Origin of the sequence: Streptomyces sp. MnatMP-M17 (genome assembly GCF_900091995.1) — a bacterium.
Classification (GTDB): Bacteria; Actinomycetota; Actinomycetes; order Streptomycetales; family Streptomycetaceae; genus Streptomyces.
The window spans coordinates 1-14,208 of the sequence record NZ_FMDK01000426.1 but is presented as its reverse complement, the minus strand read 5'-3'; the positions used below and the strand labels follow the sequence as shown (position 1 = coordinate 14,208).

At 70.7% G+C, this 14,208-nt stretch carries 12 protein-coding genes and 1 pseudogene; 11 read left to right on the top strand and 2 right to left on the bottom strand.

What is annotated here, in order from left to right; translation table 11 throughout:
• Positions 1-977 (top strand): annotated as a pseudogene (locus GA0115259_RS40405) (hypothetical protein); the annotation flags it as partial.
• Between the two features lie 79 nt (positions 978-1,056).
• On the opposite strand, the gene GA0115259_RS19470 reads toward GA0115259_RS40405, so the two are convergent.
• Positions 1,057-1,833 (bottom strand): DUF3109 family protein, encoded by a 777-nt coding sequence (locus tag GA0115259_RS19470; RefSeq protein ID WP_256098049.1) that lies wholly within the window; start codon positions 1,831-1,833, stop codon positions 1,057-1,059.
• A 190-nt stretch (positions 1,834-2,023) separates the two neighbouring features.
• On the opposite strand from GA0115259_RS19470, the gene GA0115259_RS19465 reads away from it, so the two are divergent.
• The 4 genes from GA0115259_RS19465 to ilvD all read left to right on the top strand — a co-directional run bounded on the left by GA0115259_RS19465 (position 2,024) and on the right by ilvD (position 6,707).
• Entirely contained in the window at positions 2,024-2,956 is a 933-nt protein-coding gene (locus GA0115259_RS19465) for a Ppx/GppA family phosphatase (protein WP_093598641.1), read from the top strand.
• 22 nt (positions 2,957-2,978) lie between these two features.
• Complete coding sequence (locus tag GA0115259_RS19460; protein ID WP_370748194.1) at positions 2,979-4,082, top strand: sugar phosphate isomerase/epimerase family protein; 1,104 nt, start codon at positions 2,979-2,981, stop codon at positions 4,080-4,082.
• 13 nt (positions 4,083-4,095) lie between these two features.
• Positions 4,096-4,707 carry a TetR/AcrR family transcriptional regulator gene (locus tag GA0115259_RS19455; RefSeq protein ID WP_093598638.1) on the top strand — a complete coding sequence of 204 codons (612 nt, stop codon included), beginning with the start codon at positions 4,096-4,098 and terminating at the stop codon, positions 4,705-4,707.
• 149 nt (positions 4,708-4,856) lie between these two features.
• Positions 4,857-6,707, top strand: a complete 1,851-nt coding sequence (gene ilvD, locus GA0115259_RS19450) for a dihydroxy-acid dehydratase (RefSeq protein WP_093598635.1) — start codon at positions 4,857-4,859, stop codon at positions 6,705-6,707.
• 112 nt (positions 6,708-6,819) lie between these two features.
• Here ilvD and GA0115259_RS19445 read toward each other — a convergent pair whose 3' ends face one another.
• Positions 6,820-9,189, bottom strand: a complete 2,370-nt coding sequence (locus tag GA0115259_RS19445) for a serine/threonine-protein kinase (RefSeq protein WP_093598632.1) — start codon at positions 9,187-9,189, stop codon at positions 6,820-6,822.
• Positions 9,190-9,312: 123 nt separating this feature from the next.
• Here GA0115259_RS19445 and GA0115259_RS19440 point away from each other — a divergent pair, with 123 nt between their 5' ends.
• The 6 genes from GA0115259_RS19440 (at position 9,313) to proC (ending at position 13,792) form a co-directional block, all read left to right on the top strand.
• Positions 9,313-9,639, top strand: a complete 327-nt coding sequence (locus GA0115259_RS19440; protein ID WP_093598629.1) for a hypothetical protein — start codon at positions 9,313-9,315, stop codon at positions 9,637-9,639.
• Positions 9,640-9,747: 108 nt separating this feature from the next.
• The gene (locus tag GA0115259_RS19435) at positions 9,748-10,269 is read left to right on the top strand and encodes a hypothetical protein (RefSeq protein ID WP_093598653.1); all 522 of its coding nucleotides are present in this window, start codon (positions 9,748-9,750) and stop codon (positions 10,267-10,269) included.
• 53 nt (positions 10,270-10,322) lie between these two features.
• Positions 10,323-11,096 carry a class I SAM-dependent methyltransferase gene (locus GA0115259_RS19430; protein WP_093598626.1) on the top strand — a complete coding sequence of 258 codons (774 nt, stop codon included), beginning with the start codon at positions 10,323-10,325 and terminating at the stop codon, positions 11,094-11,096.
• 113 nt (positions 11,097-11,209) lie between these two features.
• On the top strand, positions 11,210-11,980 hold the full coding sequence (locus GA0115259_RS19425; protein ID WP_370748190.1) for an ABC transporter ATP-binding protein: 771 nt from the start codon (positions 11,210-11,212) through the stop codon (positions 11,978-11,980).
• Complete coding sequence (locus GA0115259_RS19420; protein WP_093598623.1) at positions 11,977-12,819, top strand: ABC transporter permease; 843 nt, start codon at positions 11,977-11,979, stop codon at positions 12,817-12,819. The genes GA0115259_RS19425 and GA0115259_RS19420 overlap by 4 nt, the downstream gene beginning before the upstream one ends.
• A gap of 163 nt (positions 12,820-12,982) precedes the next feature.
• A complete protein-coding gene (gene proC, locus GA0115259_RS19415) occupies positions 12,983-13,792 on the top strand; it encodes a pyrroline-5-carboxylate reductase (protein WP_093598620.1) in 810 nt (269 codons plus the stop codon).
• Positions 13,793-14,208: the final 416 nt, after the last annotated feature.

The window sequence follows — 14,208 nt, the reverse complement described above, 5'->3', positions numbered from 1 at the left end:
GGGCCGCCCGTCGCGACCGGCTGCGGGCACGCGCCGTGACGACCACGGTGGTGGCGACCGTCGTCGCCGCTCCCGTGCTCGCGCTCTGGGCCGCGTACCGAAGCGCGCCGCCGACCGGCGAGGGCCACGAAGGCTCCTCCGTCAGCGCGGGTGAGGCCGGTAAGGGCGAGGCCGACGGGCGGCCCGGCCGGGACGGGCGGCCGTACGACCACTACGAGAACACCGGAAGCGCCGCGAGCGGCTCCGACGCGGGCTTCGGCAGCGGCCGTACGCCGGACATCTTCGTGGAGGTCGTCAGCGACGGTACGGCCGTGCCGTCCTCGCGCCCGGGACAGCCCGCTCCCGGCCGTATCACGGTCGAGGCATGGCCCGCCGGCGGTACAACGACGATCACGCTCAGGGCGTCCGGCGGAGCGCCGGTGGCCTGGACCGCCGGGACGACCGCTCCCTGGCTCCGGCTGAGCAGCCACTACGGCATGCTCGCGCCCGGTGAGTCCTTCACGATCCGGGTCTTCGTGGACCACCGGCGCGAACCGTCCGGGCCCTGGAGCGCGCGGATCGCGGTGTATCCGACAGGTTCGACGGTGAAGATCTACGGCTATGGCGCCAGGCCGCCGTCCTCGGGCCGTCCGTCGCGTCCCGGTCATGAGGGCCGTCCCGACCACCCGGGCCACCACGGCCATCCAGGCCGTCCGGGCCGCCCTGGAGGTCCCGGACACCCGGGGCCCGGCGGGCCGCCGACCTCTCCGGGCGCCTCGGATCCCTCCGATCCCGGTCCGTCCCGTCCCACCGATCCCGCGCCCTCGGACCCGGGCGATCCCGGCCCTTCCGATCCGGGACCCGGTCCCGGCCCCGGATCCGGGGATCCAGGCCCGGTTCCCGGCGACGGCGACCCTGCGCCGTCCGACCCGGATCCCTCGGCGCCCGCGGACCCACCGCCGGGCAGCACATCGGACACACCCGGCACCGCGGGCTGACCGACGGCAGGCGAGGACAGACGGCCGACGAAGACCGACGGCAGGCGACCGATGCCCGATGCCCGACGCCCGGCCAGGCTCACGCCCTCGCAGGGTCCGCCGGATGCGGCGCCACCAGCGGAAGCTCGCTCGCCACACGCCGTTCGCACAGCTCGGCCAGCTCGTCGTACGCCGCCTTGCCCATCAGCTCCGTCAGCTCCGGCCGGTAGGTCTTGTACACCGGCTCGCCCGCGCCGTGCGCCGACGTCGCCGACGTGCACCACCAGTGCAGATCGTGGCCACCGGGACCCCAGCCGCGCCGGTCGTACTCACCGATCGACACCCGCAGCACCCGCGTCTCGTCGGGCCGCTCGATCCAGTCGTACGTACGCCGCACCGGAAGCTGCCAGCAGACGTCCGGCTTCGTCTCCAGCGGTTCGCGCCCTTCGCGCAGCGCCAGGATGTGGAGCGAACAGCCCGCGCCACCGGCGAATCCGGGACGGTTCTGGAAGATGCAGGAGCCCTTCCAGCGTCGCGTCTGGCGCTCGCCGTCCTCGTCGGTCTGTGTCCAGCCGGCTGTCGTGCCCTCCTTGTGGAACTGCCACAGCTCCGGAGTCAGACGCGCCACATGCCCGGCGACCCGCTTCTCGTCGTCCTCGTCGGAGAAGTGCGCGCCGAGCGTGCAGCATCCGTCGTCGGCGCGGCCCGCCTGGATGCCCTGGCAGCCGCTGCCGAAGATGCAGGACCACCGTGAGGTGAGCCAGGTCAGATCGCAGCGGAAGACCTGCTGCTCGTCGGCGGGATCGGGGAATTCGACCCAGGCGCGAGCGAAGTCGAGGCCCTTCTCGTCCGGATCCTTCACGTCCGGGTCCTTCACGTCGGGGACCGGAGCTGCGTTCCTGTCATTTCCGGCATTCTTGGCATTCCGCTTGTTCCGTGTATCGCGGACTTCCCGGGCCTCCTCCGGTCGCTCCTGCTTGTTCGGTCCGTTGGCTTTGCCCGGCTTCGCCTTTTTCGTCTTTGGCACAGGTCCAGCCTATGCGCGCGCTCGCAGTAGCGTTCCGTTCATGAGACTCGGAGTCCTCGATGTCGGTTCGAACACCGTTCATCTGCTGGCTGTGGACGCCCACCGCGGCGCCCGCCCGCTGCCCGCGTATTCGCACAAGGCGGAGCTGCGGCTCGCCGAACTGCTCGACGCGGACGGTGCCATAGGGCCCGAGGGCGTCGACCGGCTCGTGGCGACCGTCGCGGACGCGCTCCAGACCGCCGAGGACAAGGGCTGCGAGGCCGTGCTGCCGTTCGCGACCTCCGCCGTACGGGAGGCCAGCAACGCCGATCAGGTGCTCGGGCGTGTCAAGAGCGAGACCGGCGTGGATCTCGAAGTGCTCACCGGCGAGGAGGAGGCCCGGCTGACCTTTCTCGCCGCCCGCCGCTGGTTCGGCTGGTCGGCCGGGAAACTGCTGGTCCTGGACATCGGAGGCGGCTCCCTGGAGATCGCGTACGGACTCGACGAGGAGCCCGACGCGGCCGTCTCCCTGCCGCTGGGCGCGGGCCGGCTGACGGCCGCCTGGCTGCCCGGCGATCCGCCCGATCCGGTCGATGTGAAGGCCCTGCGCCGTCATGTACGCGCCGAGATCGCCCGTACGGTCGGCGAATTCGCCCGGTTCGGCACACCGGACCATGTGGTGGCGACGTCCAAGACCTTCCGGCAGCTCGCCCGGCTCGCCGGCGCCGCGCGCTCCGCCGAGGGCCTGTACGTACAGCGCGAACTGAGTCGTACGTCACTGGAGGAGTGGGTCCCCAAGCTGGCCGCGATGACCTCGCTCCAGCGCGGCGGGCTCCCGGGCGTCTCGGAGGGACGGTCCTCCCAGCTGCTGGCGGGAGCGCTGGTCGCGGAGGGTGCGATGGACCTGTTCGGGATCGAGGTCGTGGAGATCTGTCCCTGGGCGCTGCGCGAGGGCATCATCCTGCGCCGGCTCGACCAGCTCCCGACGACATAGAGGCTGCCCTTACGCTGTCTCCGTGGCAGAACCAGTGGTGCGGGTCCCGGATGCGAAGGTCGCCCTGTCGACGGCCTCCGTCTATCCGGAGTCCACGGCGACGGCTTTCGAGATCGCCGCGCGCCTCGGGTACGACGGTGTCGAGATCATGGTCTGGACCGATCCCGTCAGCCAGGACATCGAGGCGCTGCGCAGGCTCTCCGACTATCACCAGGTGCCGGTACTGGCCATACACGCGCCCTGTCTGCTGATCACACAACGGGTGTGGTCGACCGATCCATGGGTGAAGCTCCAGCGGGCGCGGGCGGCGGCCGAGCGGCTCGGCGCCTCCACGGTGGTGGTCCATCCGCCGTTCCGCTGGCAGCGGCAGTACGCGCGCGATTTCGTCACCGGTATCTGGCGGATGGCGGGCGAGACGGACGTACGGTTCGCGGTCGAGAACATGTATCCGTGGCGGTACCGGGACCGCGAGATGCTCGCGTACGCGCCCGACTGGGACGTCACCAAGGATGACTACCGGCACTTCACGGTCGATCTCTCGCACACGGCGACCGCCCGTACCGATGCCATGGGCATGATCGACCGGATGGGCGACCGGCTCGGGCATGTCCATCTCGCGGACGGCAGGGGCTCGGCGAAGGACGAGCATCTTGTACCGGGACGTGGCACCCAGCCCTGCGCCGAGCTGCTGGAACGGCTGGCGGGCACCTCGTTCGACGGTCATGTGGTGATCGAGGTCAATACGCGGCGGGCGATGTCCTCGGCGGAGCGCGAGGCGGACCTGGCGGAGGCGCTGGCCTTCACCAGGCTGCATCTCGCGCAGTCCGTGGCGCGGCTCGGCGCGCGACCGGGAGTGCCGTCGGCGAGTCCGTCGGCAGCCGCCGCGCAGGAGCCGTCCTCGTCCTCCGCGGCACCGACGGCAGCGTCTCAGGAGGCGTCCCGGGCGTCCTCTCCGGCCTCGTCCCAGGCCTCCTCCAGGGCTTCGTCCGCCGCTCCTTCCCCGGAGCCGTCCTCCACGTCGCCGTCCTCCGCTCCGTCTCCCGGGCCGCCCACCGGGCCGTCCGCCTCGCGCGAGTCCCGTACCCCAGGCCGTACCCCAGGCTCCTCGGGAGTTCGCCCTTCATGATCGGCAAGGCCCCATGACCGATATGGCTCCACGCCGTCGCGGCCGTCCCGCCCGCAAGGACATGGACTCGGGCCCCAGCGCCCAGCAGAAGATCCTCGAATCGGCCCGCGCGGAGTTCGCCGCGCGCGGCTACGACAAGACGTCCATCCGCGGTATCGCCAAGGCCGCGGGTGTCGACCCGGCGCTCGTCCACCACTACTTCGGTACGAAGGACGAGGTCTTCGAGGCGGCCATCGAGGTCTCCTTCGAACCGGCCCTGATGCTGCCCGCGCTGCTGGCCGACGGCATGGACGGCATCGGCGAGCGGCTCGCCCGCTACTTCATCGGGATCTGGGAGAACCCGGTCACCCGTGCGCCGCTGCTGGCGATCATGCGCTCCGCCCTGACGCACGATGCGGCGGCGAAGGTGCTGCGTACGTTCGTCCTGCGCAGGCTGCTGGAGCGGATCGCGGAGGAGCTCGACGTACCGGATCCGACGTTCCGCGCCGAACTGGCCGCCTCCCACATGATCGGAATCGCGTTCCTGCGCTATGTGATCAAGGCGGATCCGCTGGCCTCCGCGGACTCCGAGCAGATCGTCAGAATGGTGGCGCCCACGCTCCAGCGGTATCTGACCGAAAGCTGAGCGGCCGTTCCGTACCGCAGAGCAGCCGTTCCGTATACCGGACAAGGCGTCCAGATCTTGGAGCGTGGGCGTAGGCTCTCAGACAGCCATTTCCGCCGAAGGATCCGTGACGTCCGCCGTCGACGGATCTGCTGAAGGAGCGAGCGACGATGCCCGAGCTGAGGTCCCGCACTGTCACCCACGGCCGCAATATGGCGGGCGCACGCGCCCTGATGCGGGCTTCGGGCGTAGCGAGCGCGGACATCGGCAAGCCGATCGTCGCGGTGGCCAACTCCTTCACCGAGTTCGTGCCGGGACACACACATCTCGCGCCGGTCGGCCGGATCGTCTCCGAGGCGATCAAGGCCGCGGGCGCCGTGCCGCGCGAGTTCAACACCATCGCCGTGGACGACGGCATCGCGATGGGCCACGGCGGGATGCTCTACTCCCTGCCGTCCCGCGATCTGATCGCCGACTCGGTCGAGTACATGGTCGAGGCGCACTGCGCGGACGCGCTGATCTGCATCTCCAACTGCGACAAGATCACGCCCGGCATGCTGATGGCCGCGATGCGCCTCAACATCCCCACGGTCTTCGTCTCCGGCGGCCCGATGGAGGCCGGCAAGGCGACGCTCGTGGACGGTACGGTCCGCAAGCTCGACCTGATCAACGCGATCTCGGACGCGGTCAACGAGAGCGTCTCGGACGAGGACATCCTCCGTATCGAGGAGAACGCCTGTCCCACCTGCGGCTCCTGCTCCGGCATGTTCACCGCCAACTCGATGAACTGTCTGACCGAGGCCATCGGCCTCTCGCTGCCCGGCAACGGCTCCGTGCTCGCCACGCACACCGCCCGCAAAGCGCTGTACGAGAACGCGGGCCGGACGGTCGTGGAGATCACCAAGCGCTACTACGAGCAGGACGACGAGTCGGTCCTGCCGCGCAGCATCGCCACCCGCGCCGCCTTCGACAACGCCATGGCACTGGACATCGCCATGGGCGGCTCGACCAACACCATCCTCCATCTGCTCGCCGCCGCGCAGGAGGCCGAGCTGGAGTACGACCTCGCCGACATCGACGCCGTCTCGCGCCGTGTCCCGTGTCTGGCCAAGGTCGCGCCCAATGTCGCTCCGGGCGGTACGTACTACATGGAGGACATCCACCGGGCCGGCGGAATCCCGGCCATCCTCGGCGAGCTGTACCGCGGCGGTCTGCTCAACGAGCATGTGCACACCGTCCACTCGGCGAGCATCAAGGACTGGCTGGAGACCTGGGACGTGCGCGGCGGCTCACCGTCCGACGAGGCCGTCGAGCTGTGGCACGCCGCGCCCGGCTGTGTCCGTTCCGCCGAGGCCTTCTCCCAGTCCGAGCGCTGGGAGACGCTCGACACGGACGCCGCGAACGGCTGTGTGCGCGATGTCGCCCACGCCTACTCCAAGGACGGCGGTCTGGCGGTCCTCAAGGGCAATCTCGCCGAGGACGGCTGTGTCGTGAAGACGGCCGGCGTCGACGAGTCGATCTGGACCTTCGAGGGCCCGGCCGTCGTCTGCGAGTCGCAGGAGGAGGCCGTCGAGAAGATCCTCCGTAAGGAGATCACCGAGGGCGATGTGATCGTCATCCGGTACGAGGGCCCGCGCGGTGGTCCCGGGATGCAGGAGATGCTCTACCCGACCTCGTATCTGAAGGGCCGGGGCCTCGGCAAGTCCTGCGCGCTGGTGACCGACGGACGCTTCTCCGGCGGTACGTCGGGTCTGTCGATCGGCCACGCCTCGCCCGAGGCGGCCTCGGGCGGCACGATCGCGCTGGTCCACGACGGCGACCGGATCCGGATCGACATCCCGGACCGCTCGATCGAACTGCTCGTCACTGAGGACGAGCTCGCGGCGCGCCGCGAGGCCCTGAACGGCGCCTACGCACCGGCCGCCCGTGAACGCAAGGTCTCGGTGGCGCTGCGCGCGTACGCGGCGATGGCGACCAGCGCGGACAAGGGCGCGGTGCGGGACGTGACCAGGCTGGGCTGAGCCGCGCCGGACCGCCCATAGCGCTCATACGTACCGTGTGCTCATACGTACCGTGCGCCCCGGATCCCGCTGAGGGACCGGGGCGCACGGCTGCGTTGTCAAGGGATTCGGTTCACCAGCGCGCGGGATCCCGGCTGTCGACCGCGAACACGGATCCGTCGGGCGCGCTGGCGAGGACCTTCCCGGGAACGGTGACCGGCATGGGCAGCGCTCCGGACAGCGTGTCGCGTCCCTCGCCCATCCGCGGCTTCGTCTGTCCCATCAGCACACCGCGCCGCGCGTCCACGGCGAGCAGCCGCCCGTCGCCCGCGCTCATGAAGAGCCAGGTGCCCGCGGCCGTGGGCCGGGACGCGCGCGTGACCGAGGTTTCGAGCCGCCAGCGCTGACCGGGCCCGGCGCCTGAGCCGTCACTCGTGTCGACGGCGAGCAGCGAGCCCGTGTAGCCGACGACATAGACCAGGTCACCGGCGACGGTGGCCTGGGCCTGGTCGACCGGTGAGGGCAGCGGGACACGCCGTACGACACGGCTCGACGCGTCGAGGCGTACGACGGCGTCGGTCATGTCGTTGGTGCCGCTGGAGAGCAGGAAGAGCGCGCCGTCCGACGCTCCGGCCGGAGTCAGCATGCCCGTCAGCCGCTTCTCCCAGAGCAGGGTCCCGTCCGCCGGATCGATGGCGCTCACCTCGGTGGCGGTGCCGTCGGGTGACGGTGTGGCGGCGAACAGCAGGCCGTCGGCGCCGCCGCCCGCAGTCCAGACGGAACCGGTCCCGCCGCGCCGTTCCTCCCAGCGCTCGGCGCCGGTCGCGCCGTCCAGCGACCGCACCAGCCCGTCGTACGAAACGAGCAGTACGGAGTCGGCCGCGTGCCGGACGGTGGCGTACGAGGAGATGTCGACGCTCCAGCGCTCGGCGCCCGAGCCGGGATCCAGCGCCTCCAGACGGCTGCCGCCGGGTGTGATGACATGCAGCAGCCCGCCGGAGACGACCGGCGCCGCGCCCTCGTCGGCGTCCGTCATGACGTGGGTGTCCGGTACGGACCAGCCCATCTTGCCGTCGGCCGGGCTGATCCGGGCCGCCTTGACTCCCGGAGCCGTGCAGTAGACGGCGGTGCCGGCGCCCGTGCCGTCGGCCGAGCACACGGGCATACGGTTCGCGCCCTTGCCACCGCCCAGCTCGATCTGCCAGGGACGGAAGGCCTCATCGGCCCGCCCGGCGCTCGGCGGAGCGGGAGCCGCATCGTCGTCCGTCGCAGCGCGCACACCCGCGAAACCGGCTACGGCGAGCGCGACCACCGCCACACCGGCCGCGAGCCGACGGGTGCGCGGAAGACGGCGGCCGGGAGACGGAACGGTCCGGGCCCGCCCTGCCCTGAGCCGGGTCGTACGGAACCGGTCGTCGGCCGACCGGTCGTCGGCCGGCGCACGGTCCGCAGAGCTGTCGCTCAGGGAGCGCCCGTCCTGCGCATCGGCGCCGCCCGCGTGACCGGAGTGACCAGAGTGACCGGACTGATCGGCGTGCCCTGAGTGATTGGTGGGAGTCGAGTCCGCGCTCCCGGCCGCCTCGGGCCAGCGACGCTGCGCCGGTATCAGCGACCTCGCTCCTTGCGCACCCGCCGCTCCTCGCGCGCCACGCGTGGCCGGCGACTCCGGCTTCCCTTGCGCGGAGGTGCGCAGCGCGGCCATCAACTCGTCTGGCGTCGGCCGGTCTTCCGGCTCCTTCGACAGACACCGCGTGACCAGAGGCAGCAGGCTCTCCGGGACACCCGCCAAGTCCGGCTCGTTGTGGACGACTTGGTACGCGACGATATAAGGGCTGTCGGAGTCGAAGGGCCCGCGCCCGGTCGCCGCGTGGACCAGCACCGCGCCCATCGCGAACACATCGGCGGCGGGACCGACTTCGCGCGGGCGCTGGAACTGCTCGGGTGCCATGAACGGCGGAGTCCCGATCAGCTTGCCGGTCTCCGTCCGCAGATCGCTGTCCGCCGGGCGCGAGATGCCGAAGTCGATGACCTTGGGACCGTCCGACGCCAATAGGACATTGCTCGGCTTGAGATCGCGGTGCACCACACCGGCCCGGTGGATGTCGCGCAGCCCTTCGGCGAGTCCCGCGCCGAGCCTGGCCAATTCGCCGGCGTTCAGCGGACCGTTCCGCTTCACCCGCTCCGCGAGAGTGGGCCCGTCGATGAACAGCGTTGCCATCCACGGGCGTTCCGCCTCCGGATCGGCGTCCACGACGGGCGCGGTGAAGGCTCCGCTCACCCGGCGCGCCGCCGCGACCTCCTGCCGGAACCGGGCTCTGAACTCCGGGTCCGAGGCGTGGTTGACATGGATGACCTTGACGGCGAGCCGCAACCCGGAAGCGGAGGTGGCCAGATGGACCTCGCCCATACCGCCCGAGCCCAGGGCTGCTTCGAGCTGATAGCGACCGGCGTAATCCGGACGTTCCGCTTCCGGGGCCGACCCGGTGTTGCGCAGTGGTGGCACCGCCCACCCCCGTGTATTCGTGCGCGAGCGCGACTCACGGAGCCTAGTCGATGATGCGTGCGATCCAGCCATCGGTTGCTAGCCTGCGAAGCAGATCGTGCACCTTCAATGGGGGAGGACCGAATGGCAGTCGAAGAGGTTGAGAGCGCGGCGGAGGAAGCCGGAGAGACGGCGGTCGAGGCCGCGGTCGAGACGGCCGCGGCCACGCGCTATCCGATCGCGCCGGGCTATCGGGTGAACGTACGCAGCGGACCGGGTACGAACTACCGGCTCGTCCGGGTCCTCTCGTACGGAGCGACCGTGCCGATCAACTGTCAGAAGCCGGGAGAGTGGGTCACAGGCCCCTACGGCACCACCAATATCTGGGACAACATCGCCAACGGCCAGTACGTCTCCGACGCCTACGTACACACGGGCAGCGACGGCTACATCACCGTGCGCTGCACCTGATGCCCGGGGTGAACCGCGCACGGGGATAATCGTCCCGTGAGCGACCACCCGGAGCAGCACGCGCAGCCCGAAGCCACCACGACCGCGACGGCGACCACATCAGCGCCTGTGAACGGGGACGCGGACGACAGCGGTCGTGGCCGTGGTGGCCCGGAGCCCGAGGCCATCCGTTTCTTCGGTACGACCTGGGTCGGCCACGACGGCGGATACGCGGCCCGGCGTGTCGCGGTCGCCGTCGGCTCGCTCGCCACCGCCTTCGCCGCCTGCTTCGTCCTCCGCTTCGCCTACCAGGGCCTGGAGATCGCGGAAGTGGGCTCCTTCGTGGGCATGCTCGTCGTCGTGATGTTCGCGGTGTGCAGCGCCGTCGCTTTCCGCGGGACCTGGGAGGGCTTCGGCCGCCGCCCGGCCGACCTCGGCCGCGAGGAGTCCCTGCGCGGTCTCCGCGCGATCGGGTTCATCGGCTCGCTGGCCGCCTACTTCCTGCGCTCCCTCACCGAGGCCCCGGGCGAAGGGCTGCGCCGCCGCGAGTACGAGGCCGCCCTCGCCCAGTACGAGCGCCGCCGCACCGCCCGCACGGGCAACCCGGCCGCCCGCCGCGCCGCCAAGGGCGGGAAACGCAAGCGCGCGTAGAGCCATCGCGCTGGAGCCACCACGCGTAGAGCCATCGCGCCCTGGCCAGCAGGATGGGGCGTATGACCGAGCGAGCACTCTCCTTCGACGCCGTCGCCGACCAGTACGACATCTCCCGTCCCGGGTATCCGCCCGCGCTCTTCGACGCCGTCGAGGAACTGACCGGCCGGTCCCTCGGCGGCTCCCGAACCATCGATGTGGGCGCCGGCACCGGTATCGCCACCCGCCTGCTGCGTGAGCGCGGTGCCCATGTCGTCGCCGTCGAACCGGGGCCAGGCATGGCCGGTCGGCTCCACCGCGCGCTCCCGGAGGTCCCGCTCGTACGGGGCTACGGCGACGCCCTGCCCTTCGCCGACGGCAGCGCCGACCTCATCACCTACGCCCAGTCCTGGCACTGGACCGACCGGGACCGCTCCCTGCCCGAGGCGCTGCGCGTCCTCAGGCCCGGTGGCGCGCTCGCCCTCTGGTGGAATGTCTCGGACGCCGACGTGCCCTGGATCGCCGCCCAGGACTCCCGTATCCGCCAGTGGGCCGACGACGGCGCCCATGGCGCCCACGGCACCGCCCGAGGCCATCGCCATCTGCCCGACGGGCCGCGCTTCGAGGAGCGCCGAGTGCCCTGGACCCGGCGCGTCACGCTCGACACCCATCTCGACAATCTCGCCACCCACTCCGTCTTCCGGATGCTCGGTGAGAAGAGCACGGCCCGCTTCCTCGCCCAGGAGCGCGCGGAGCTGCTCACCGTCTTCCCGGACGGGCTGGTCGAGGAGGCATACGCCGTCGAACTGACCGTCACCCACCGCCCGCCCGCTCCGTCCGCCGCCTGACACCTCGCCCGTACCAGCGCCTCGCGTACCGCCACCCCACCTCCCGTACCGCCGCCCTGCCTGTACCGCCGCGCACCTTGACGGCGCGGTCTCCGGCACACAGTATTCATCACATGATGAATTCCACTGAGGCCGCCGCCATCCATGCGCGTGGCCTCACCGTCCGACGAGGCGACCGCACCGTCCTGCGCGGCCTCGGCTTCTCCGTACCTCCCGGCCAGATCACCGGACTGCTCGGCCCTTCCGGCTGCGGCAAGTCGACTCTGATGCGCGCCGTCGTCGGCACCCAGGCCAAGGTCACCGGCACTCTCGATGTCCTCGGCCGGTCCGCCGGCGACGCCGCGCTCCGCGCCCGGATCGGCTATGTCACCCAGGCGCCCTCCGTCTACGACGATCTGACGGTCCGGCAGAACCTGGACTACTTCGCCGCGGTGCTCGATCCGGGCCGCTCCCGCCGTACCGCCCGCCGCGAGACCGTCGCCCGTGCCATCGAGGACGTCGACCTCACCTCCCACGCCGACTCACTGGCCGGCCGGCTCTCCGGCGGCCAGCGGGGCCGGGTCTCCCTCGCCGTCGCCCTGCTCGGCGCTCCCGAACTCCTCGTCCTCGACGAACCGACCGTCGGCCTCGATCCCGTACTCCGCCGCGATCTGTGGGACCTCTTCCACCGCATCGCCGCCGAGCGCGCCGCGACGATCCTCGTCTCCTCCCATGTCATGGACGAAGCCGAACGCTGCCATCGGCTCCTCCTCATGCGCGAGGGCGAGATCCTCGCCGACGACACCCCGGACGCCCTGCGCACCCGTACGGACTCCGAGACAGTCGAAGCGGCCTTCCTCCATCTGGTCGACCAGGCCAACGCACTCCAGGAGAGCGCCCGATGAGCACCACGACTCCCTCCACGACGCCCGCCAAGGCCGGCACCGACACCGGGACCACAGACGGGACGGGCAGGACAGGCCGGACGGGCAGCACCACAGCGCCCGTCTCCGCCGCCCGCACCCTGGCCACCGCCGCCCGTGTGCTCCGTCAGCTACGGCACGACCCGCGCTCGATCGCGCTGATGATCCTCGTCCCGTGCGTGATGCTCTTCCTGCTCCGCCATGTCTTCGACGGCAGCCCGCGCACCTTCGACGCCATCGGCGCCTCGCTCCTCGGCATCTTCCCGCTCATCACGATGTTCCTGGTCACCTCGATCGCCACCCTGCGCGAACGCACCTCGGGCACCCTGGAACGCCTGCTCGCCATGCCGCTGGGCAAGGCCGACCTGATCACCGGCTACGCCCTCGCCTTCGGCCTCCTCGCCATCGTCCAGTCCGCCCTCGCCACCGGTCTCGCGGTCTGGGCCCTCGGGCTGGACGTCGTGGGATCCACCTGGCTCCTGCTTCTCGTCGCACTCCTCGACGCCCTGCTCGGCACGGCCCTCGGCCTCTTCGTCTCCGCCTTCGCCTCCTCCGAGTTCCAGGCGGTCCAGTTCATGCCCGCGGTGATTTTTCCCCAGCTCCTCCTCTGCGGTCTCTTCACTCCACGCCCGAACATGCAGCCCGTGCTCGAAGCGATCTCCAACGTCCTGCCCATGTCGTACGCCGTCGACGGTATGGACGAAGTCCTCCGCCACCCGGACATCACCGGCGATTTCGTACGTGACGTACTGATCGTCGCGGGCTGCGCCGTACTCGTCCTGGCCCTGGGCGCGGCCACACTCCGCCGCCGCACGGCATAGGAAACCGTCCATCGCGGGCTCGCCCGTCTCGGACGGCGACGCCGTACCGGGTACGGCCACGCCGTACCGTCCATCGGACACCTCACGCCCGCCTCCGAGCCCGGTGCGAGGATGGGAAGCGGACGACAGCACCACCCATCCCCACCGGCGAGGTGACCCCGAAATGCCCCAGACAGTCGCAGTCCTCGGCACCGGCAAGATCGGCGAGGCCCTGCTCAGCGGCATGATCCGGGCCGGCTGGCGACCGGCCGACCTGCTGGCCACCGCCCGCCGCGACGACCGCGCGGAAGAGCTGCGCAACCGCTACGGCGTCGAGACCGTCACCAACGCCGACGCCGCCAAGCGCGCCGACATCCTCATCCTCGCCGTCAAGCCCCAGGACATGGGCAAGCTCCTCGACGAACTCACTCCTCATGTCACCGCCGACCGCCTGATCATCAGCGCCGCCGCCGGTATCACCACCGCCTTCATCGAGGAACGCCTGGCCTCCGGCACTCCTGTTGTACGCGTCATGCCCAATACACCGGTGCTGGTCGATGAGGGCATGTCCGTCATCTCCGCCGGCAGCCATGCCCTCGCCGTACATCTCGCCCACGCCGAGGAGATCTTCGGCGGCGTCGGCAAGACACTCCGCGTCCCGGAGTCCCAGCAGGACGCCGCCACAGCCCTCTCCGGCTCGGGCCCGGCCTACTTCTACTTCCTGGTCGAGGCCATGACCGACGCCGGCATCCTCCTCGGCCTGCCCCGCGCCCAGGCCCACGACCTGATCGTGCAGTCCGCCCTGGGCGCCGCCGTCATGCTGCGCGACAGCGGCGAGCATCCGGTGAAGCTCCGCGAGGCCGTGACCTCTCCAGCCGGCACCACCATCAACGCCATCCGGGAGCTGGAGAACCACGGCGTACGCGCGGCCCTCATCGCCGCCATCGAGGCGGCCCGTGACCGCAGCCGCGCCCTGGCCTCGGGCACCGGCTGACCCTCGCACCGGTGTCCCTGCCCACCCGAACGGCTCATGAGCGCATACGTATCCGTCGGCGGCCGTTCAGACGGCCCACCACTGAAGAGGACGCATATGCGTTGTCATGGCCCCGGAGCAGCGGCCGACTCACGAAGTTGACATGCCAAACACCGATCCGTAATGTTCTTCGGGCTGTCCGACGTGAGCACCGGTCCAGGTCGGTCCCCGGACGGTCATTCCGCAGGACTCATTACAAGCACGCGACGGCTCGTCGCATTGCTTTGCGTGTGCCTTCGCGAAATGAGGAATCCGCGTTCGAAGGAACGCGACACCCCGATTAGCGTCGGGGCCTGGGATTCCGCTAAAGTCTCACTCGTCGGAACGGCCGAAGGGCCGGGAAGGCAGCCCACTCCGACTGGGAATCAGGCCCGAAA

Bases quoted from the DNA above. Each gene is read 5' to 3' on its own strand.
- GA0115259_RS19420 (WP_093598623.1), top strand. From the start codon at position 11,977: ATGAGCACCACGACTCCCTCCACGACGCCCGCCAAGGCCGGCACCGAC.
- GA0115259_RS19440 (WP_093598629.1), top strand. From the start codon at position 9,313: ATGGCAGTCGAAGAGGTTGAGAGCGCGGCGGAGGAAGCCGGAGAGACG.
- GA0115259_RS19455 (WP_093598638.1), top strand. From the start codon at position 4,096: ATGACCGATATGGCTCCACGCCGTCGCGGCCGTCCCGCCCGCAAGGAC.
- GA0115259_RS19465 (WP_093598641.1), top strand. From the start codon at position 2,024: ATGAGACTCGGAGTCCTCGATGTCGGTTCGAACACCGTTCATCTGCTG.
- GA0115259_RS19425 (WP_370748190.1), top strand. From the start codon at position 11,210: ATGATGAATTCCACTGAGGCCGCCGCCATCCATGCGCGTGGCCTCACC.
- GA0115259_RS19430 (WP_093598626.1), top strand. From the start codon at position 10,323: ATGGGGCGTATGACCGAGCGAGCACTCTCCTTCGACGCCGTCGCCGAC.
- proC (WP_093598620.1), top strand. From the start codon at position 12,983: ATGCCCCAGACAGTCGCAGTCCTCGGCACCGGCAAGATCGGCGAGGCC.
- ilvD (WP_093598635.1), top strand. From the start codon at position 4,857: ATGCCCGAGCTGAGGTCCCGCACTGTCACCCACGGCCGCAATATGGCG.